This window comes from Streptomyces katrae, assembly GCF_000717655.1.
Taxonomy (GTDB): domain Bacteria; phylum Actinomycetota; class Actinomycetes; order Streptomycetales; family Streptomycetaceae; genus Streptomyces; species Streptomyces katrae_B.
In genome coordinates this window covers 63,600-81,877 of the sequence record NZ_JNZY01000033.1, presented here as the reverse complement: position 1 = coordinate 81,877, position 18,278 = coordinate 63,600, and the positions used below count along the sequence as shown (strand labels likewise).

Sequence of the window (18,278 nt, the reverse complement as noted above, 5' to 3'; positions counted from 1 at the left end):
GGCGGGGTCTGCGTGCTCGGGGTCGGGAGGGTGGACCGGGGGGACGGGGGCGGGGTCTGCGTGCTCGGTGTCCGGAGAGTGGACCGGGGGGACGGGGGCGGGGTCTGCGTGAGCGGCGTCGGTGTGTGTCCGGGGGCGTCCCGCCAGTCCACTGTCCTTCCGTGTCGTGCCGGCCCCTCAAGGGCGCTCCTCCTTCGTCGTCGCGTCGCTTCGCGATGGCCTGCGGCCACCCTTGACCGACCGACCCGCCCCGGAAAGACAACAGACTGCCGGGAAGCCCCCGAAGGAATGGCCGGGGGGTTCATGTTCCGATTGACCCAGATCAGAGATGCTGACCGGCGGCCCCTGTCCATCCGCACCCAGGCCACCAGGACCACCGACCCCCGGCCGGTGCCGGGCCGCGGGGAGGGGAACGCCTCCCGCAAGGGCCCATAGGCACCCTTTCCGGGGCTGGGTGGGGTCAACCTGCACCGGACAGCGTTCAGATGGCCATGTCGGTAGTGGGCCCGCGAACGCAGCAAATCGCTACGCGCTCCGCCCGGTTTGGCGTCCGGCGGCCGTCTGGGGCTTGGCATAGGCCGCCCACGACCGGCAGGAGCCGGCCTGGGATGCGACTGCGGGTTGTTTGTCCCCTTTTGGTGGCTGGTTGAGACGTGAACGGGTCCGTCTGGCCCGCTTTTCGCCCCCAGCAGCGTGCAGACGCCCGAAAACCCGCCCCCGGAGGCGTCTGGGCGGCCTATGTCCAGCCCCAGACGGCCGTCGGACGCCGAGAGATGGGAGCGCGTAGCGATTTGGGGCGCCCGCGGGCCCACTCCTACCGGCCTGGTCATCTGGTCGCTGTCTCGTGCAGGTTGACCCTGCCCGGGCCCGGAAAGTGCTTCCTATGGGCCCTTCAGGGGACCGTGGCCTCCCTGTGGCCCCATCCTGCTCCGGCTCGGTGGTCCTGGGGACTGGCTCCGGACGACAGGGGCCGGGCGGCATCTCTGATCTGGGCTGGTCGGAATCCGAACCCCCTGAAGGCCATCGCGAAGCGACGCGACGACGAAGGAGGAGCGCCCTTGACGGACCGGCACGACACGGAAGGACAGTGGACTGACGGGACGCCCCCGGACACTCCTTCGACACCCTCACACATACCCCGCCCCCTATATCCCGGCTCGCCTTGCCGACGCTGAGCACACAGACCCCGCTCCCAAACTCCGCCCGCCCCACCCCAACGCCGAGCACACGGATTCCGCCTCCTGATCCCCGGCCACCCCTCCCGCCCCCCTCCGCCACACCACCCCCACCCCCGACAACCCGTTGAAAGATCCCCGGTCTCCTGTAAGTTTCTCTTGGGAACTAACTGTCGGCGAGCATGACAGCGAAGGGGAGCGGGAGCACATATGGCTCAGCAACAGCAGACGTGGACCGCCGTCGACGACTACTTCGGCGGGCTGCTCGTCGAGGAGGACGAGGCGTTGGCCGCCGCGAACGTCGACTCCGGTGCCGCGGGGCTGCCCGCGCATCAAGTGGCTCCGAATCAGGGGAAACTGCTCAACCTCCTCGCGCGCATCCACGGCGCCCGCACCATCCTCGAGATCGGCACGCTCGGCGGCTACAGCACGATCTGGCTGGCGCGGGCCCTGCCCGCCGGCGGGCGGCTCGTCACGCTCGAGGTCGACGAGCACTGCGCCGACGTCGCCGCCGCGAACATCGCCCGGGCGGGGCTGGACGGGGTCGTCGACATCCGGCGCGGCCGGGCCGTCGACCTGCTGCCCGGGCTCCATGACCAGGCCCCGTTCGACCTCGTCTTCATCGACGCCGACAAGCCGTCGAACCCGGACTACCTCAAGTGGGCCCTCGAACTCACCCGCCCCGGCAGCATCATCGTCGGCGACAACGTCGTCCGCGACGGCGCCGTCGCCGACCCCGACAGCACCGACCCGCGCGTGCAGGGCGTCCGCCGGTTCACCGAACTCATCGCCGAGCACCCGAGGCTGACGGCCACCGCCCTCCAGACCGTCGGCAGCAAGGGCTACGACGGCTTCGTCCTGGCCCTGGTCACCGGCTGACCTGCACCCCTTCGTATGCTCGCGTCGACCAACGACCCACGGGGGAACGACATGAGCACGATCGCGGAAGACAACAAGCGGACCGTTCTCGGCTTCTTCGAGGCCGTCAGCGAGCGCCGGCCGGATGATCTGGCGAAGTTCATGGCCGCTGACGTCATCGACCACAACAAGATCATCCACGGCGAGGCCGACGAACCCGGCGCCGCCTTCGACGGCATCCGCAGCCAGCTTGCCGCCTTCGACCCGCTCGTCGTCGACGTGGAGGAACTCGTCGGCGAGGACGACCGCGTCGTCGCGCGCGTCACCCAGCGCGGCACCCACAAGGGCACCCATCCGCGGATGCCTGAGCCGACCGGCCGCGAGTTCGAGGTGGAGGCCGTCTGGATCTTCACGCTCGCCGAAGGGAAGATCGCCCAGCTCCGGGCGGTCAGCGACCGCCTCGGGCTCTTCCTCCAGCTGGGCTGGGACTGGCCGCAGGCCGACTGACGGGCGCTGCCGCGCCGAGGGGCCTCGAGCCAGTAACCTCACCCGAATGACGGCACTTTCCCACCACGGTTCCGACCCCATCGAGCAGCCCGGGCGCGGCGGGGCCACCGCCACCGCCGAGGCCGATCCGCATGCCATCGGGCCGGTGCGCACCGAGTACGCGCCCGACAAGGACGGTGACCCTGACCCGGGCGAGATCGTCTGGACCTGGGTCCCCTACGAGGAGAACGACGGCCGCGGCAAGGACCGCCCGGTGCTGGTCGTCGCCCGGGAGGCGGGCGGGCGGACGCTGCTGGCCGTACAGCTGTCCAGCAAGCGGCACGACAACGACCGGGAGTGGGTGCCGATCGGGACCGGGCCGTGGGACGGTGCCGGGCGGGAGTCCTGGGTCGACGTGGACCGGGTGCTGCGCGTGCACGAGGCGGGCATGCGGCGCGAGGCGTGCGCCCTGGACCGGGGCCGGTTCCAGCTGGTCGTGAACCGGCTCCGCGAGCGCTACGGCTGGCGGTAGCCGGCCGGCCGGCCGCAGTGGCTGCCACGGCCTCGGATCAGCCGCCGAGGCCGGTCAGCCCGGTCTCGGCGTAGTGCGGCCAGGTGCCGGCCTGTGCAGCGGGCAGGGCGACCCAGTCGTTGAAGGGGCGTCCCGCCCCGGAGGGGTCGAAGAGTTCGGCGCCGGGCAGGGACAGCGCTTCGGTGTGCGCGGGGGTGCCCACGCCGAGTTTCACGGCGAGGGCATCGCCGTTGAGGCAGGCGAAGACCTTCCCGTGGGCCTTGAGGGCGCGCGCGCCGAACAGGGCACCCGCGGTGACGCCGCGCGGCGCGAGGTCGGCGGCGATGTGGTCGAACAACGTGTCGGGGTCGGTCACACGGCGAGTATGGCGGCCTCACAGACATCAGCCCGGCAGGACCCGGCCCGGCCCCGCCAGACCCTGCCCGCCCTCCCCCGCCGTCCCCTTCACCCACTCGACCGAGCCCGCCCCTACGCCCCGAACCCCGCGAAAGCCCGCTCGAACGCCTCCCGGGGTCCCGGATTGCGGTCCAGCACCCCGAACACCACCCGTTCGAAGACCCCCGCGAAGCGCCCCGCCAGCAGGGCCCGGAAGGCCTCCGCGACCTCCGCGGGGTCGTTCTGGAACACCCCGCATCCCCACGCCCCCAGCACCAGCCGCGGATACCCGTGCAGCGTCGCCGTCTCCAGGACGCGCTCCGCGCGCCGGGCCAGCGCCGCCGGGATCTCGGCGGCGCGCTCCGGCTCCTGGCGGCGGATGGTGCCCGCGTTCGGTGCCGGGGAGGTGAGGAAGCCCGCCCGGAAGGGGGTGTCGAGCAGTTCGCCGCGGTCGTCGCGGAAGACGGGCACCCCGGGCGAGTGAATCACCCGGTCGGTGTAGAAGGTGCTGATCCCCGCCCGGTGGATCTCGTAGTACTGCGGGGCCTCCAGCAGCGTCTCGTACAGGGCCGAGGCGCGGCACAGCGCCTCCTCCTGGGCCTTGGCCCCCCGGACGTAGCCGCCCCCGGGATTACGGGCCGAGGCGAAGTTCAGGACGGCCACCGCAGCCCCGCAGACCGTCGCCGGAGCGTCCGCCGCGAGCCTACGGGCTGCGACCGTGCTGCTCTCCCCGGTGACCTCGACGGCCGTTTCACCGCGCTCGACGGGGAGGTCCTTGTCTGGAATGACCTGGTTTGGCCCATATATTCTGGTTCCGGCCCTGGCTTCCGCCAGGGCGGCGGCGAGGGAGACCTGCCGCCCCGACCGCGTCCGGTACCCGCCGGCCGCCAGGATGGTCGCGTTTTCCCGCGCGATCTCGCGCAATCTGCTGCTCACGTCGCCATCATCGGCAGTGCGGTTCACCCGCGGCCAGAGATTTTCCGCGCAGTGGCCCGCTCCCACCTTTCAGGCCGACAAGGACGGGTAGGCATGGTCAAGTCACACCACTGGACAGGAGACCCGTCCATGCCTCAGGACTCACCTGCACCACCGGCCCCCCTGACAGCAGACGCTTCAACCGCGCTCAGCGAGACCGCCGCCGAGGATCTGATCCACGGCATCTGTTTCAAGACCGGCCCGCCCCGCACCCTCGGTGCCGAGCTCGAATGGCTCGTACTGGATGCCGAGCGGCCCGGTCGGACATTGCCGCCTGAGCGGCTGACCGCCGCGCACGACGCGGCCCGCGCCCTGCCCCTGAATTCCCGGCTCAGCATCGAGCCCGGCGGCCAGCTGGAGCTCAGCTCGGCCCCCGCCCCCACCCTCTCCGGCTGCCTGGACGGCCTGCAGGCCGATCTGACCGCCGTACGGTCCGCCCTGAGATCCCAGGGCCTGATCCTCCACGGGACCGGCCGGGATCCGCGTCTGCCACTGCACCGGCTGTTGTCCAGCCCGCGCTACGACGCGATGGAGACCCACTTCGACCGCACCGGCCCGGCCGGCCGCGCCATGATGTGTTCCTCCGCCTCCGTGCAGGTCTGCGTGGACGCGGGGTACGAGGAACCGGGCCCCCTCGGGTACGGCAGGCGCTGGCGGCTGGCCCATCTGCTGGGCGCCGTGTTCGTGGCGGCCTTCGCCAACTCCCCCGCGCACGAGGGCCCGTACGCCGGCTGGCGGTGCGCCCGCCAGGGGATCTGGCGCGACATCGACGCCCGGCGGGCGCTCGCCCCGCCGCCGGACGCCGAACCGCGGGCCGGGTGGACCCGGCACGCGCTGGACACCGACGTGATGTGCGTACGGTCGCACGACGGCGGGCCCTGGACGGCACCGCGCGGGCTGACCTTCCGCGAGTGGATCCGGGCCGGCGCGGGCGCCGACGGCGCCCGCGGCCCGAACGGCACCCGCGGCCCGAACGGCACCCGGAACACGGACGGCCTGCGGTCGCCCACCGCCGAGGACCTGGAGTACCACCTGACCACCCTGTTCCCGCCGGTGCGCCCGCGCGGCCACCTGGAGTTCCGGATGATCGACGCCCAGCCCGGCGACGACGGCTGGCTGGTCCCGGTGGCGGTCGTGCACGCCCTGTTCGACGACCCGGAGGCCGCCGAGAGCGCGTACCGGGTGGCGAAGGCACTGGCCGACACGCACGGTTCGTGGCCCGCTCCGCGCAACCCGCTGTGGCAGTCCGCCGCGCAGCACGGCCTGGCCGATCCGGAGCTGCGCACGGCCGCGGCCGCCTGTTTCCGGGCCGCTGCCGAGGCGCTGCCGCGGCTCGGCGCGAGCCGGCACGTCCAGGACGTGGTCGGCGCGTTCACGGAACGCTTCGTACTCCGCGGCCGCTGCCCGGCCGACGACGGATTCCTGCAGCTCACCGGGACGGGGGCCCGCTCATGACCGCATCACCTTCCGCCGGTTCCGCGGATCGGACACACAGGGGCCCGGCGCCCGCGGACACGACGCCCGCGGACCTGCGCGAGCGCGCCTTCGCGGCCCTCACAGCCGCCCGCGCCCGTACGGCGCTGCTCACCGATGCGGTGAGCGACCGGGACCTCACCGAACAGCACTCCCCGCTGATGTCCCCGCTGGTGTGGGACCTGGCACACATCGGGAACCAGGAGGAGCTCTGGCTGCTGCGCAACGTGGCCGGGCACGAGTCCCTGCACCCGGAGATCGACCCCCTCTACGACGCCTTCCGGCATCCGCGCTCGGAGCGGCCGAAGCTGCCCCTGCTGGGCCCTGCCGAGGCCCGGCGCTACACGGCCGAGGTGCGCGACCGGGTCTTCCACCTGCTGGAGCGCACTGCGCTGGAGGGCTCCGTACTGCTGGACGACGGCTTCGCCTTCGGGATGATCGCCCAGCACGAACAGCAGCACGACGAGACCATGCTGATCACCCATCAGCTGCGCCGGGGCGGGCCGGTGCTCACAGCCCCGGATCCGGATCCGCCCCAGGGCGCGGCCCCGCCCGCACCCGAAGTCCTGGTCCCCGGCGGCCCGTTCACGATGGGCACGTCGGCCGAGCCGTGGTCGCTGGACAACGAGCGGCCCGCACACACCCGGGACACCGGGCCGTTCTGGATCGACACGGTGCCGGTGACCAATGCCGCGTACCAGGTGTTCATCGCGGACGGCGGCTACCGGGACGACCGCTGGTGGGCCGCCGAAGGCTGGGACCAGATACGCCGGCACGGGATCGAGGCGCCGCTGTTCTGGCGCCGGGAGGCCGGCCAGTGGCTGCGCCGCCGCTTCGGCGTGAGCGAGCCGGTGCCCGCCGACGAGCCCGTGCTGCACGTCAGCTGGTACGAGGCGGACGCGTACGCCCGGTGGGCGGGGCGGCGGCTGCCCACGGAGGCGGAGTGGGAGAAGGCCGCCCGGCACGACCCCGCCACCGGCCGCTCCACCCGCTACCCCTGGGGCGACGAGGACCCGACCCCCGCGCACGCCAACCTCGGGCAGCGGCATCTGCGTCCGGCGCCGGCGGGCAGCTACCCGGCCGGGGCGTCCCCGCTCGGGGTGCGCCAGCTGATCGGCGACGTGTGGGAGTGGACCTCTTCCGACTTCCTGCCGTACCCGGGGTTCCGGGCCTTCCCGTACCGCGAGTACTCGGAGGTGTTCTTCGGCCCGGAGCACAAGGTGCTGCGCGGGGGCTCGTTCGCCGTGGACCCGGTGGCCTGCCGGGGTACCTTCCGCAACTGGGACCTGCCGGTGCGCCGGCAGATCTTCTCCGGCTTCCGGACCGCGAGGGACGTCTGATGTGCCGCCATATCGCGTTCCTGGGGCCGGAGGCGCCCCTGGCCCGGCTGCTGAGCGAGCCGGAGCACTCCCTCGTACGGCAGTCCTGGGAGCCGCGCCGGCAGCGCCACGGCACGGTCAACGCCGACGGCTTCGGCGTCGGCTGGTACGCGGAGGGCGACCCGGTCCCCGCCCGCTACCGGCGGGCCGGGCCGATCTGGGGCGACCTGAACTTCGCCGATCTGGCCCGCGTGGTACGGGCTCGGGCCGCGCTGGCAGCCGTACGGGACGCCACCGTGTTCGGCGCGGACGGGGAGGCCGCGGCGGCGCCGTTCGCATCCGGGCCGTGGCTGTTCAGCCACAACGGTGCGGTGCGCGGCTGGCCCGAGGCGGCGGCGCCGCTCACGGCCGTCCTGGGGCCCGAGGAGCTGCTGTCGCTGGCCGCGGGCACGGACTCCGCGCTGATCTGGGCGCTGGTGCTGCGCCGGCTGCAGCGGGGGGACGACCTCGGCACGGCGCTCGCCGAGCCGGCGCGGGAGGTCGCGGCGGCCTCGCCCGACTCCCGGCTCAACCTGCTGCTGACCGACGGCACCGGCATCGCCGCGACGGCCTGGGGCGATTCGCTCTGGTACCTGGCCGACACGGTGCATCCGGCCGACGGGGCGCGTCCCGGCGGTGCGCCGCGTCCGACCGACACGGCGCATCCCCCCGACACCACGGCGGAGCGCATCGTGGTGGCGTCCGAGCCGTACGACGACGACCCCCGCTGGTGCGAAGTACCCGACCGGACCCTGCTGACCACCCATGGCACACGCGTCGTCCTGACCCCGCTGAAGGAGACCTCCCAGTGAGCGACTTCCAGTTGACCCGCACCCTCGACGAGCACGCCGCCGAGACCGCGCTGCGCGCGGACGTCCAGCACGGACTGACGGTGTCCCCCAAGGTGCTGCCGCCCAAGTGGTTCTACGACGCCCGCGGCAGTGAACTCTTCGAGGAGATAACCCGGTTGCCGGAGTACTATCCGACGCGCGCGGAGCGGGAGATCCTGCTGGCACGGGCCGGGGAGATCGCCTCGGCGAGCGGGGCGCGCACGCTGGTGGAGCTGGGCTCCGGCTCCTCGGAGAAGACCCGGCACCTGATCGAGGCGATGCCCGCGCTGGACACGTACATCCCGGTGGACGTGAGCGGGAGCGCCCTGGAGGGGGCGGCCGAGACCCTGCTGGCGGAGCACCCGGGACTGCGGGTGCACGCGCTGGTGGCCGACTTCACGAAGCCGCTGCAGCTCCCGCCGTCTCCCGGGCCGCGGCTGGTGGTGTTCCTGGGCGGCACGATCGGCAATCTGCTGCCGCCGGAGCGTGCCGCGTTCCTGGCCTCCGTACGGGCGATGCTGTCGCCCGGGGACGCCCTGCTGGTGGGGACGGACCTGGTGAAGGACGAGGCGGTCCTGGTGGCGGCGTACGACGACGCTCAGGGGGTGACGGCCGCGTTCAACAAGAACGTCCTGGCCGTCGTCAACCGGGAGTTGGGCGCGGATTTCCACATCGACGACTTCGCGCACGTCGCGGTGTGGAATCGGGAGCACGAGTGGATCGAGATGCGGCTGCGGGCCCGGTCCGAACTGGTGGTGAAGGTCCGGGCGCTGGATCTGGTGGTGCCGTTCGCGGCGGGTGAGGAGATCCTGACGGAGGTCTCCGCGAAGTTCCGTCAGGAAGGCGTACGCAAGGAACTCGCCGAGGCCGGGCTGGAGTTGACGCAGTGGTGGACGGACGCCGAGGGCCGCTTCGCGCTGTCCCTGGCGGTGGCCGACGGCGAGGCCGGCTGGGCCGGCAGCCCTGCGAGCAGTGAGGAGGCGGGGACGGAGTCGGAGGCGAGCGCCGCCTGAGCCGCGGCCGCGAGTTCCCGCCGGTCCGTGTGACGGCCCGGCGGGATCCGCGGCAGCAGCCGGACCTCGGCCCGCACCCCGCGGGCCTTGGCGATCCGCCACAGGGAGGCGGTCAGCGTGTCGTCTCCGACGAAGGCGGGCGCAGCGGCGAGGCTCCCGTCCGGCAGCCGGTACGCGAGCCGGACGGGCTGTACGGGCACCCGGGCGTCCAGGGAGGACTGGAAGGCGGCCCGCCGGAAGGGGCCGTGGGCGCGCCCGCACCAGGTGCTGCCCTCGGGGAAGACGGTGACGCGGTCGCCGGCCAGCAGGGCGCGGGTGATGGTCTCGACGGTGTCGGGGAGGGCGCGGAGCCGGTCCCGCTCGATGAACAGGGTTCCGCTCTGCCGGGAGAGCGGGCCGAGCACCGGCCAGTCGCGGATGTCGCTCTTGGCCAGCATCCGGCAGGGAATGGCGGCGGCGACGAGCGGTATGTCCAGCCAGGAGATGTGGTTGGCGACGATCAGGCGGCCGCCGTCCGGGCCGGGACTTCCGTGCACGGTGACCCGTATGCCGAAGGCCCGGACCAGGGCGGTCGCCCAAGCCCGCACCAGCGCGTGGCGGGGGCGGGCGGGAAGCAGCCGGACCGGCGGGGCACTCAGGATGCCGAGCAGGATCAGGGCGATGGCGGCGGTGAGCCGGAGCACCGCGCGGGCAGCGCTCGCACTTTTCCCCTCGTGGCCGGCGCATGCCTCGGGGGTACAGGGCGAGGTGGGCAGCCAGACGCTCATGCGGCCGGGGCGAGCGAGAGGAAGTGCTTGAGGTAGCGCGGGTTGGTGCGCCGCAGGGAGAGCAGGACGTAGAGGTCGGCGCAGCCGAACTCGGCGTCGAGGGCGGGCTCGCCGCAGACCCAGGCGCCCAGGCGCAGGTAGCCGCGCAGCAGCGGGGGCAGCTCCGTGCGCGCCGGGAAGGTGATGCCCTCCGGGTTCCAGGGGAGGTGGGGGGTGACCCGGTACTCCTCGGGGGCGAGGTTGCGGGTGAGGACGTTCGCGCGGGTGGCTGCGGCCAGGACCCCGCCGTCGGCGAGCGGTATCGAGCAGCAGCCGGCGAGCCAGTTGTGGCCGGAGTGGTCCATGTAGCGGGCGAGGCCGGCCCAGATCAGGGCGATGACGGCGCCGTTGCGGTGGTCGGGGTGGACGCAGGAGCGGCCGACCTCGACGAGGTCGGGGCGGACCGGGGCGAGGGCGGAGAGGTCGAACTCGCTCTCGGAATAGAGCCGGCCGGCGACGGCGGCGCGCTCCGGGGGCAGCAGCCGGTAGGTGCCGACGACCTGCTCGGTCTCCTCCTCGACGACGAGGAGGTGGTCGCAGTACGCGTCGAAGGCGTCGGAGTCCAGGCCGGGCACGGGTCCGTCGAGGCGGGCGCCGAGCTCGCCGGCGAAGACCTGGTGGCGCAGCCGCTGGGCGGCGCGCACCTCGTCCTCGTTGCGGGCGAGGCGGACGGCGTAGCGGGGGGTGGCGGGGAGGTCGGCGGGTGCCGCGACGGGCGCGGGCGGGGCGACGGCGGCGGGGACGGCCGCGGCGGTGACGGTGGGCGTCACGGTGGGGGGAAGGGTGGACGGGGACAGGGGGGCGATGGTCATGGCGGCTCCTGATCCGGGCACGGAAGCCAGGCCGGCAGGTGTGGTGGCCTGGCTCCCTTACTTCTTCCGTGACCGGCTGGATTCGACATGACCGCTCAGCGGCACTTGGATGTGCGAACGCTGAACTCGGCGGGCTCAGCGGTCGGCGTTGAGGACCTTGGTGATCGCGTCCGAGGCCGCGTCGGCGGCCCGCCGGGGGTCCTGGCCGGTGAGTACGGCCGTCATGTAGGGCTTGATCGGGTTCTGGGCCTCGACCTGGGCCCAGAGGGCGGACTTCGGGGTGGCCCGGCCCTGGGCGGCCCCGGGCGCCATGCTCGCGGCGCCCTCGTTGCCGTCGACCACGTGCGCGAGGGTGGTCTTGTTCGGTACGTAGCTCATCGTGCGGGCGAGCTCGGTCTGCCAGGTTTCGCTGACCAGCGCGGTGATCACGTCGACGGCGTGGGCCCGCTGCTTCGTCCGTTCCGGGATGATCAGGTCGGAGCCGCCGGTGAAGACGGCGCCGGGCTTGTCGGAGGTCTTTCCGGGGATCGGGAAGAAGCCGAGCTTGCCCTTGAGCGCAGGGTTGGCGGCTTCGATCGCGCCGGCCTGGCCGGGCGGGGCGATGATCTGGGCGACCTGGCCGCGGGCGAAGACCTCGGACTGCGGGGGCGTCTCCTCGTCGGCGTCCTTGGGCCCGTCGCCGAGGGCCTGCAGCTGCTTGTAGAACTCCATGCCTGCCAGGGCCTTCTCGTCGCCGAGGGTGCCGGCCCACTGTCCGCTGGTCTCGACGGCGAGGTCGCCGCCCTCGTCCCAGATGAACCCGGAGAGGACGTACCAGTTCTGCCCGGCCAGGTAGATGCCCTGCTGGTCGCCCTTGTCGAGCTTCTGGGTGGCCTGGATCCAGTCCTGCCGGTTCCTGGGCGGGGTCTTGATCCCGGCGTTCGCGAAGAGGTCCTTGTTGTAGATCACCACCCGGTTGGCGGCGTACCAGGGGATTCCGTACTGGGCCCCGTTGATGCTTCCCGGGTCGGAGAGGCCCTTGAGCCAGTCCGTGTTGCCCCACTCGCGCAGCCCCTCGAGGGTCAGTTCGGACAGGCCGCCGGCCTCGATGTACTGGGCGACCTGCGTGTTGCCGACCTCGATGACGTCGGCGCCCTCGCTGCTCCTGCCGGCGAGCACGGCGTTGACCTTCTCGCCGATGCCCGTCCATTCCTGGATCTTGACGTCGAGGTCGACGCCGGGGTGGTCCTTCTCGAAGGAGGCGGTGAACTTCGTGATGAAGTCCTGCGACGCGCTGCCCTTCATCAGCCATAGCGTCACCTTCTGCGTCCCTTCGGCCGATCCTTCGAGCCGGCTGCATCCGGTGAGGGCGGTCGCGGCGACGAGGGTGGTGCACACGGCGAGGAGGCGCATCTTCACGAGGGGTCACCTTCTGGGGATCGATCTCAGACGGATCTCAGATGGCTTGAAATTGGCATAGACCAATGGGCGGGTCAAGGCCTTTCGCCCGGGACTGTTCACGCAAAGTTCGCGGAGACGGACTTACTGGGGCACCGTAGAACGAGGCACAAGCACCCACCGTCGGGAGACTCCATGTCCAACCACACCTACCGGGTGACCGAGATCGTCGGCACCTCCCCCGAGGGCATCGACCAGGCCATCCGCAACGGGATCACCCGGGCGGGCCAGACGCTGCGCAATCTGGACTGGTTCGAGGTCACACAGGTACGCGGCCACATCGAGAACGGCGCGGTGGCCCACTACCAGGTAGGCCTGAAGGTCGGCTTCCGCCTGGACGGCGAGGACTGAGCGCGGCGGAAACGCAATAGCCCGGGGGCCGGCGCCCCTGAGCGGCCGGCGACGCAGCACCGCCCTAACGCGGGGTGGTCTCGTCGCCCTTGAACGGCTCGCCGTGGCCGGGCACGATCAGGTCCGCCGCGGCCAGCACCCGCAGCCGGGAGGCGCGCAGCACCTCGCGGTCCGGGGCCACCGGATCGTCCGCCGGGCCGTTCGCGTGCCACCACAGGTCGCCGGCGAAGGCCACCACGCCCGAGTCCGTGCCCGCCAGCAGCGTGATGTCCTCGTGGCTGTGGCCTGGGGTGCGGATCAGCCGTAGCGACGGGGTGAGTTCGTAGCCCTCCGCGTCGCGGTTCGTCCACTGGTCACCCTGGTACTCCACCTTGTGGTCGTGCACCCGGGCACGGCCGAAGAGTCCCACGTTCATGGTGTTGTCCGGGTGGTGGTGGCTGAGCACCACGTCGGTGATGTCCTCGGGCCCGAGGCCCAGTTCCGCCAGCGGGGCAAGGATGTCGTCGTGGCTCGCCACCATGCCCGGGTCGAAGATCACGTGCCGTCCTGCATCGTGTACGTAGGACACGGTCGCAGCCACTCCCGGGCCGGTGGAGCCCACGTAGCCGGTGGTCAGGACCTTGTATGCGGCGCTGCGGCCGAGCGGTGCGTCTGTCATGGCCTCAATCCTGCCGAGCGTCGCGGGCGTTCACGAGTGGCACTGCTGCCAGCGATCGCAGGATTCGTGCCAGCGGTGTGCCACACTGCGACCGTGCCGCCTTTCAAGACCGTTGCCGCGTACGTCCCTCCCGGTGTCGGCATGCTCGCCGTCGGCATCGTCACCGAGGTGTTCGGTGCCCACGGAGCGGCGCTGCCCGGTTTCGACCTCGCCCTGTGCGCCGACCGGCCCGGCCCGGTGCCCACGGACTGCGGCGTCCCGGTCTCCATCACGCACGGACTGGACCGGCTCGCGGGCGCCGATCTGCTGATCGCCCTGCCCGGGGCGGAATTCCGTACCCCACCCGGTCCCGCCGTACTCGACGCACTGAGGGCCGCACACGGGCGCGGCGCCGTGGTCGCGGCCCACTGCGTCGGCACCTTCGCGCTCGCCGCCGCGGGACTGCTCGACGGCCGGAGGGCGACCACGCACTGGCGGTTCGCCGAACTCCTCGCCGACCGCCACCCGGAGATCACCGTGGAACCCGACGCGCTGTACATCGACGAAGGCAGCATCGTCACGGGCGCGGGAGCCGCCGCGGGCTTCGACCTGTGCCTGCACCTGCTGCGGCGGGAGCACGGCGCCGCGCTGGCCAACGGCGTCGCCCGGGACATGGTGCTGCCGTCCCACCGCGACGGCGGGCAGGCCCAGTACCTGGCCGCGCCGGTCCCCGAGAACGGCCAGGACGAACAGCTCGCCGCAGTCCTCGGCTGGGTCCGCGAACACCTCCACGAGCCCCTGCCCGTCACGGAACTGGCCCGCCGCGCGATGATGAGCAAACGCTCCTTCGCCCGCCGCTTCAACGCCGCGACCGGAACCACCCCGCACGCCTGGCTGCGGACCCTGCGACTGAGCAGAGCCGAGGAACTTCTCGAGACCACCGACCTCCCGGTCGAGGAGATCGCCCGCCAGGTCGGATACGGGAGCGCCGCGGTGCTGCGCGAACAATTCGTACGCCGCCGCGGTGTCCCGCCCCGCGCCTACCGCCGCGCCTTCGCCCGTACGGCGTAGGAACCGGTTCTCCGCCCGGCCGGGAGACCGGCCATCAGCTCCCTGGGGCCTTGCGGCTCAGAACACCCATCGCGTATGGCTGTACACGCCGTTGTCCCGGCCGAAGCCGTACGCCGTGGCCGGGGTCACCGCGAAGACCACCGCGTCGCCCTTCCGGAACGCATCCCCGATCCCGTGGAACGCGCCCTCGGGCGAGGTGATGTGGGCCCCGTACTTCGCCTCGTACGCCGCGATCACCTCCTCCAGCACCGCCGGATCGGCGACCGGCCCGGCCGTGCCCTCGACCACGAGGTCGAGCCCTTCGGTGAGGGAGTTTCCCCCGGTGGTCAGCGCACAGTGCCCGTCATGTGCGAGGTTCTTCGCCTTCTGCTCCCCCGCGCCGGTCGAGAAGTACAGCACTCCGTCGTGCCAGGCGGCGATCACGGGGGTGACGTGCAGTCGGCCGTCGGGTCGTACCGTGGACACCCAGAAGATCTCGGCGGCCTCCAACTGCCGCTGTGCCTCGGCCCATTGCGTCGCGGTGACGTCCGCGGCACCCGGGCGGGGATTGAGTGCGGAGCTGTAGCGGGCGTCGAGCTCGGCCGTGGGGTGCTTCGCAGGTCCCTGTGCTGGCATGCCGGACCTCCTTCCTCTCCCCATAACGACCGGCTGGCGACACGGAAACCGTCAACACGCCCGTTTGCGCGCGTCAGGCTCCGGGACCGACGCCGGTCCAACCCCGCTCGAGGAGGTCGAAGGCGCGGGCCACCCTTTCGCGGTCGTCGGCGCGTCCGCGGGCCGTGCGGGGGGCTTCCAGGACGAAGTGGGCGAGCGCCGCGCAGTGCGGATCGTCGGCGGGGGCTCCGGCCACCTCGGCGATGGCGTGCGCGAGCGCGGTTTCGTGGCGCAGCCACATGCGCTGGGCGTAGTCCCGCAAGGCCGGGGTGCTCTCCACGAGTTCGAGGAAGGCGGCGAAGTCCGCGTCGCCGTCCCGGGCACCGACCCGGTAGCGCAGTGCATGCTCGCGCAGGGCCGCGAGTACGGACTGGCCCTGGGGCCTTTCGCGTACGGCGGCCAGCAGCCGGGCTTCCTGGTCGGCGTCCTCGTCGAAGACGAGGGCCTCTTTCACGGGGAAGTGCTTGAAGAGGGTGGTGGTGGACACGTCTGCCGCGTCGGCGATGTCGCGAATGCCGACCTGGTCGTACCCGCGCTCGAGGAAGAGGCGCAGAGCGGCATCGGCCAGGGATTGCCGGGTGGCCGCCTTCTTGCGTTCGCGGCGCCCCGGCGGCGTGTGGTGCGTGGTCGTCTCGCTCATGCCTCGAGCCTACACCTTTAGTTGAGCAGCTTCAAAAGTTGAGTTGTTGCACTTTTGGACCGAGCGTGCTCTTCTGGGACGGCGCGGCCGCGTGGCACTGCCCGGTCGCAGCGCCTCTTCTTCCTGCCTGCCGAGCCCTCCCAGAACGGAGCACCACCATGAACAGCACCACCACACCCCGCATCGCGGTCATCGGTGCCGGACCCGGCGGCCTGACCTGCGCCCGGATCCTCCAGCAGCACGGCATGGCCGTCACCGTCCACGAACGGGACACCTCCCGCACCGCCCGCGACCAGGGCGGCACCCTCGACATGCACCCCGGCTCCGGCCAGGCTGCCCTGCGCGAAGCCGGCCTGCTGGAAGACTTCCTGGCACTGGCCCGGCCCGAAGGCCGGCAGATGCGCCTGGTCGGCCGTGACGGACGCGTCCTGCTCGACGTCATACCGCCCGAGGCCGAAGCCGGCACCTGTGCCGAAGGCGGCAACCCCGAAATCGACCGCGGCCAGCTCCGCGGCCTGCTGCTGGACTCACTCGATCCCGGCACCGTGCGCTGGAACCACAAGCTCGCACACGCCGAACCCCTGACGGGAGGCACCCACCGGCTGCACTTCGCCGACGGCACCGCCACCGAGGCCGACCTCGTCGTCGGAGCCGACGGCGCCCGGTCGCAAGTCCGCCGCCTGCTCTCCGGCGCAACACCGGTCTACACCGGCGTCACTTTCGTCGAAACCGGACTCGACGACGCCGACACCCGCCACCCCGCACTCGCCTCCCTCACCGGCGACGGCACCATGATGGCTCTCGACGACAACCGGGGCTTCGTCGCCCAGCGCAACAGCCACCGGCACATCCGCGTCTACATCGGCATGCGCACGGAAGAGGGCTGGTACCGGAAGGCCGATCTCGACCTGGCCGACGAAAGCGCCGTACGCGGAGCGCTGCTCGAGGAGTTCACCGGCTGGAGCCCTGACCTGCTCGGCTTCATCACCGACACCGACACCGGGTACGTCAACCGGCCGCTGTACGCACTGCCCGTCCCGCACACCTGGCAGCACACTCCCGGCCTCACCCTCCTCGGCGACGCCGCCCACCTCATGTCGCCGTTCTCCGGCATGGGCGCCAACCTCGCCATGCTCGACGGCGCCGACCTCGCCCGTGCCCTCATCGACAACGCCGCCGTCGACGACGCCGTCCGCGCCTACGAGGACCTTCTGCTGCCCCGCTCGAGGGAAGCGGCCGAAGGCGCCGCCGAGGGGATCGACAGTGCCTTCGCGCCCGACAGTGCCGCCCAGGTCCTCGCCCACATGTCCCGGAGCCACTGACGGCAGCCACGAACCGGCTCGGAGCAGGAACTCGGTAGCGAACTCCCGCCGTCGCAGCCGATCATGCAATCCATGAGCAACCAACCCGCGCGATGGACCCAGGCCACCGTCTACCCCGACATGTGGGCCGACCCGGACGACGACCTGCGCAACAACGAGGACAGCCCGGAGGGCGAACTCGCCACGCTGCAGGACTTCCTGACGAACTACCGCATCACCCTGCGGATGAAGTGCGAGGGTCTGGACACGGAGCAACTGGCCCGCCGGTCGGTCCCGCCGTCGACGATGTCGCTCCTCGGCCTGATCCGGCACCTCGCCGAAGTGGAACGGGACTGGCGCAACTGGATCAGTGACGGTGACCCGCTGCCGAAGCTGTACGGCGAGAAGGACGCGGACTTCCACGGGGCGGTCGCCGATCAGGCCGTCGTCGACGCCGCGTACGCCGACCTGGAGCGCGAGCAGGCCGCCACCGACGCCGCCCTGGCCGGGCATCCGGACCTGGGCCGGCGTGTGGGCAAGGACGGGATCGCGGTCCGGGAGCTGATGGTGCACCGGATCGAGGAGTACGCCCGTCACTCCGGGCACGCCGACCTGTTGCGCGAGTGCGTCGACGGAAGGGTGGGCCAGTGAGGCCGTCCTCGCGCCGCGAACCGCCTCAGGTGCGGCGGAGCCCGTCGCTTTGAGGTCCTCCCCCTGCGGCCGCGGGCCGGCGGATGGGGGGCTCGTCAGCGGACGACGTCGAAGACGTTCTTCTGCAGGCCGTTGGCGTAGGCCTCGTGCTCGACCAGCTTCAGCTTCTGGGCGTCCTTGTCCGTGGCGCTGAACAGACGCTTGCCCGCGCCGAGCAGGAGCGGGAAGACGAGCAGGTGGTAGCGGTCGATCAGGCCGGCGTCCGAAAGGCTCCGGTTCAGGGAGGCACTGCCGTGCACGATGATCGGGCCGCCATCGGTCTCCTTCAGCGCGGCGACCTCGTCGAGCGAGCGCAGGATCGTGGTCTCGCCCCAGTTCGTCACCAGGTCCTCCTCGGTGAGCGTGGTGGAGACGACGTACTTGGGCATTGCCTTGTAGTCGGCGAAGTCCGCCATGTCGGGCCACACCGGGCTGAAGGCCTCGTAGCTGGTCCGGCCCAGCATCATCGCGGTGGCTTCCTTCTGCTCCCGGCCCTTGATCTCGAACGCCTCGGGCAGGAACTCGATGTCCTTGAAGGTCCACCCGGAGTTCCGGTATCCGGGCTCGCCGCCCGGGGCCTCCACGACGCCGTCGAGCGAGATGAAGGCGGTGCTGATCAGGGTACGCATCTCAGGTTCCTCAGTGTCTCGTGTCTGGTTCTCAGCAGGTCACATCGGGTGCAGGCTGCGACCGCAGTCGCGGCTCCAGCGCACCATCCATGATCTATGACTGCGGATCGCGGAGAAACTCATCGGTCCCGATGACGGACGTTCCCTGATGAACGTTCAGGGGCTGCCGGGACGG

Annotated in this window: 19 protein-coding genes and 1 pseudogene; 11 read left to right on the top strand and 9 right to left on the bottom strand. The window is 71.8% G+C overall.

The genetic code is table 11. The features are described 5' to 3' along the window. The first annotated feature begins 1,385 nt into the window (after positions 1-1,385). From IF09_RS0130720 to IF09_RS0130710, 3 genes are read left to right on the top strand one after another with little or no spacing between them, the layout of a single operon-like run. The gene (locus tag IF09_RS0130720) at positions 1,386-2,054 is read left to right on the top strand and encodes an O-methyltransferase (RefSeq protein WP_030301274.1); all 669 of its coding nucleotides are present in this window, start codon (positions 1,386-1,388) and stop codon (positions 2,052-2,054) included. 51 nt (positions 2,055-2,105) lie between these two features. Continuing rightward, on the top strand, positions 2,106-2,540 hold the full coding sequence (locus IF09_RS0130715; protein WP_030301273.1) for an ester cyclase: 435 nt from the start codon (positions 2,106-2,108) through the stop codon (positions 2,538-2,540). Positions 2,541-2,586: 46 nt separating this feature from the next. After that, entirely contained in the window at positions 2,587-3,051 is a 465-nt protein-coding gene (locus IF09_RS0130710; RefSeq protein WP_030301271.1) for a type II toxin-antitoxin system PemK/MazF family toxin, read from the top strand. Between the two features lie 37 nt (positions 3,052-3,088). Here IF09_RS0130710 and IF09_RS40835 read toward each other — a convergent pair whose 3' ends face one another. Both IF09_RS40835 and IF09_RS0130700 read right to left on the bottom strand, forming a co-directional pair. After that, positions 3,089-3,406, bottom strand: a complete 318-nt coding sequence (locus IF09_RS40835; RefSeq protein ID WP_051833151.1) for a hypothetical protein — start codon at positions 3,404-3,406, stop codon at positions 3,089-3,091. 113 nt (positions 3,407-3,519) lie between these two features. Beyond that, a complete protein-coding gene (locus IF09_RS0130700) occupies positions 3,520-4,362 on the bottom strand; it encodes a TIGR02452 family protein (protein ID WP_030301267.1) in 843 nt (280 codons plus the stop codon). A gap of 129 nt (positions 4,363-4,491) precedes the next feature. On the opposite strand from IF09_RS0130700, the gene egtA reads away from it, so the two are divergent. From egtA to egtD, 4 genes are read left to right on the top strand one after another with little or no spacing between them, the layout of a single operon-like run. Then, a complete protein-coding gene (egtA, locus tag IF09_RS0130695; protein WP_051833149.1) occupies positions 4,492-5,856 on the top strand; it encodes an ergothioneine biosynthesis glutamate--cysteine ligase EgtA in 1,365 nt (454 codons plus the stop codon). Further along, complete coding sequence (gene egtB / locus IF09_RS0130690) at positions 5,853-7,214, top strand: ergothioneine biosynthesis protein EgtB (protein WP_030301264.1); 1,362 nt, start codon at positions 5,853-5,855, stop codon at positions 7,212-7,214. Before egtA ends, egtB begins: the two co-directional genes overlap by 4 nt. Next, the gene (egtC, locus tag IF09_RS0130685) at positions 7,214-8,044 is read left to right on the top strand and encodes an ergothioneine biosynthesis protein EgtC (protein WP_030301262.1); all 831 of its coding nucleotides are present in this window, start codon (positions 7,214-7,216) and stop codon (positions 8,042-8,044) included. Before egtB ends, egtC begins: the two co-directional genes overlap by 1 nt. Continuing rightward, positions 8,041-9,075 carry an L-histidine N(alpha)-methyltransferase gene (gene egtD / locus IF09_RS0130680; protein WP_030301261.1) on the top strand — a complete coding sequence of 345 codons (1,035 nt, stop codon included), beginning with the start codon at positions 8,041-8,043 and terminating at the stop codon, positions 9,073-9,075. Before egtC ends, egtD begins: the two co-directional genes overlap by 4 nt. A 239-nt stretch (positions 9,076-9,314) precedes the next feature. Here egtD and IF09_RS48350 read toward each other — a convergent pair. The 3 genes and pseudogenes from IF09_RS48350 to IF09_RS0130665 all read right to left on the bottom strand — a co-directional run. Next, a pseudogene (locus IF09_RS48350) lies at positions 9,315-9,842 on the bottom strand (lysophospholipid acyltransferase family protein); the annotation flags it as partial. Then, positions 9,839-10,693 (bottom strand): GNAT family N-acetyltransferase, encoded by an 855-nt coding sequence (locus tag IF09_RS0130670; protein ID WP_234321200.1) that lies wholly within the window; start codon positions 10,691-10,693, stop codon positions 9,839-9,841. The pseudogene IF09_RS48350 and the gene IF09_RS0130670, both read right to left, overlap by 4 nt. A 135-nt stretch (positions 10,694-10,828) precedes the next feature. Then, positions 10,829-12,091 (bottom strand): extracellular solute-binding protein, encoded by a 1,263-nt coding sequence (locus IF09_RS0130665; RefSeq protein ID WP_030301255.1) that lies wholly within the window; start codon positions 12,089-12,091, stop codon positions 10,829-10,831. Between the two features lie 174 nt (positions 12,092-12,265). On the opposite strand from IF09_RS0130665, the gene IF09_RS0130660 reads away from it, so the two are divergent. Then, entirely contained in the window at positions 12,266-12,481 is a 216-nt protein-coding gene (locus IF09_RS0130660) for a dodecin (RefSeq protein ID WP_030301252.1), read from the top strand. Between the two features lie 64 nt (positions 12,482-12,545). On the opposite strand, the gene IF09_RS0130655 is transcribed toward IF09_RS0130660, so the two are convergent. Further along, a complete protein-coding gene (locus tag IF09_RS0130655; RefSeq protein ID WP_030301250.1) occupies positions 12,546-13,139 on the bottom strand; it encodes an MBL fold metallo-hydrolase in 594 nt (197 codons plus the stop codon). 141 nt (positions 13,140-13,280) lie between these two features. On the opposite strand from IF09_RS0130655, the gene IF09_RS0130650 reads away from it, so the two are divergent. Then, on the top strand, positions 13,281-14,189 hold the full coding sequence (locus IF09_RS0130650) for a GlxA family transcriptional regulator (RefSeq protein ID WP_051833155.1): 909 nt from the start codon (positions 13,281-13,283) through the stop codon (positions 14,187-14,189). A gap of 57 nt (positions 14,190-14,246) precedes the next feature. Here IF09_RS0130650 and IF09_RS0130645 read toward each other — a convergent pair whose 3' ends face one another. After that, positions 14,247-14,804, bottom strand: coding sequence for a pyridoxamine 5'-phosphate oxidase family protein (locus IF09_RS0130645; protein WP_030301246.1), 558 nt, complete (start codon positions 14,802-14,804; stop codon positions 14,247-14,249). A gap of 73 nt (positions 14,805-14,877) precedes the next feature. Next, a complete protein-coding gene (locus tag IF09_RS0130640) occupies positions 14,878-15,483 on the bottom strand; it encodes a TetR/AcrR family transcriptional regulator (RefSeq protein ID WP_030301244.1) in 606 nt (201 codons plus the stop codon). 158 nt (positions 15,484-15,641) lie between these two features. Between IF09_RS0130640 and IF09_RS0130635 the strand changes: the two genes are divergently transcribed. Both IF09_RS0130635 and IF09_RS0130630 read left to right on the top strand, forming a co-directional pair. Continuing rightward, positions 15,642-16,805, top strand: coding sequence for an FAD-dependent oxidoreductase (locus IF09_RS0130635; RefSeq protein ID WP_030301243.1), 1,164 nt, complete (start codon positions 15,642-15,644; stop codon positions 16,803-16,805). A 63-nt stretch (positions 16,806-16,868) separates the two neighbouring features. Beyond that, positions 16,869-17,435, top strand: a complete 567-nt coding sequence (locus tag IF09_RS0130630) for a DinB family protein (protein WP_030301240.1) — start codon at positions 16,869-16,871, stop codon at positions 17,433-17,435. A 95-nt stretch (positions 17,436-17,530) separates the two neighbouring features. On the opposite strand, the gene IF09_RS0130625 is transcribed toward IF09_RS0130630, so the two are convergent. Further along, the gene (locus IF09_RS0130625; RefSeq protein ID WP_030301238.1) at positions 17,531-18,103 is read right to left on the bottom strand and encodes a dihydrofolate reductase family protein; all 573 of its coding nucleotides are present in this window, start codon (positions 18,101-18,103) and stop codon (positions 17,531-17,533) included. Positions 18,104-18,278: the final 175 nt, after the last annotated feature.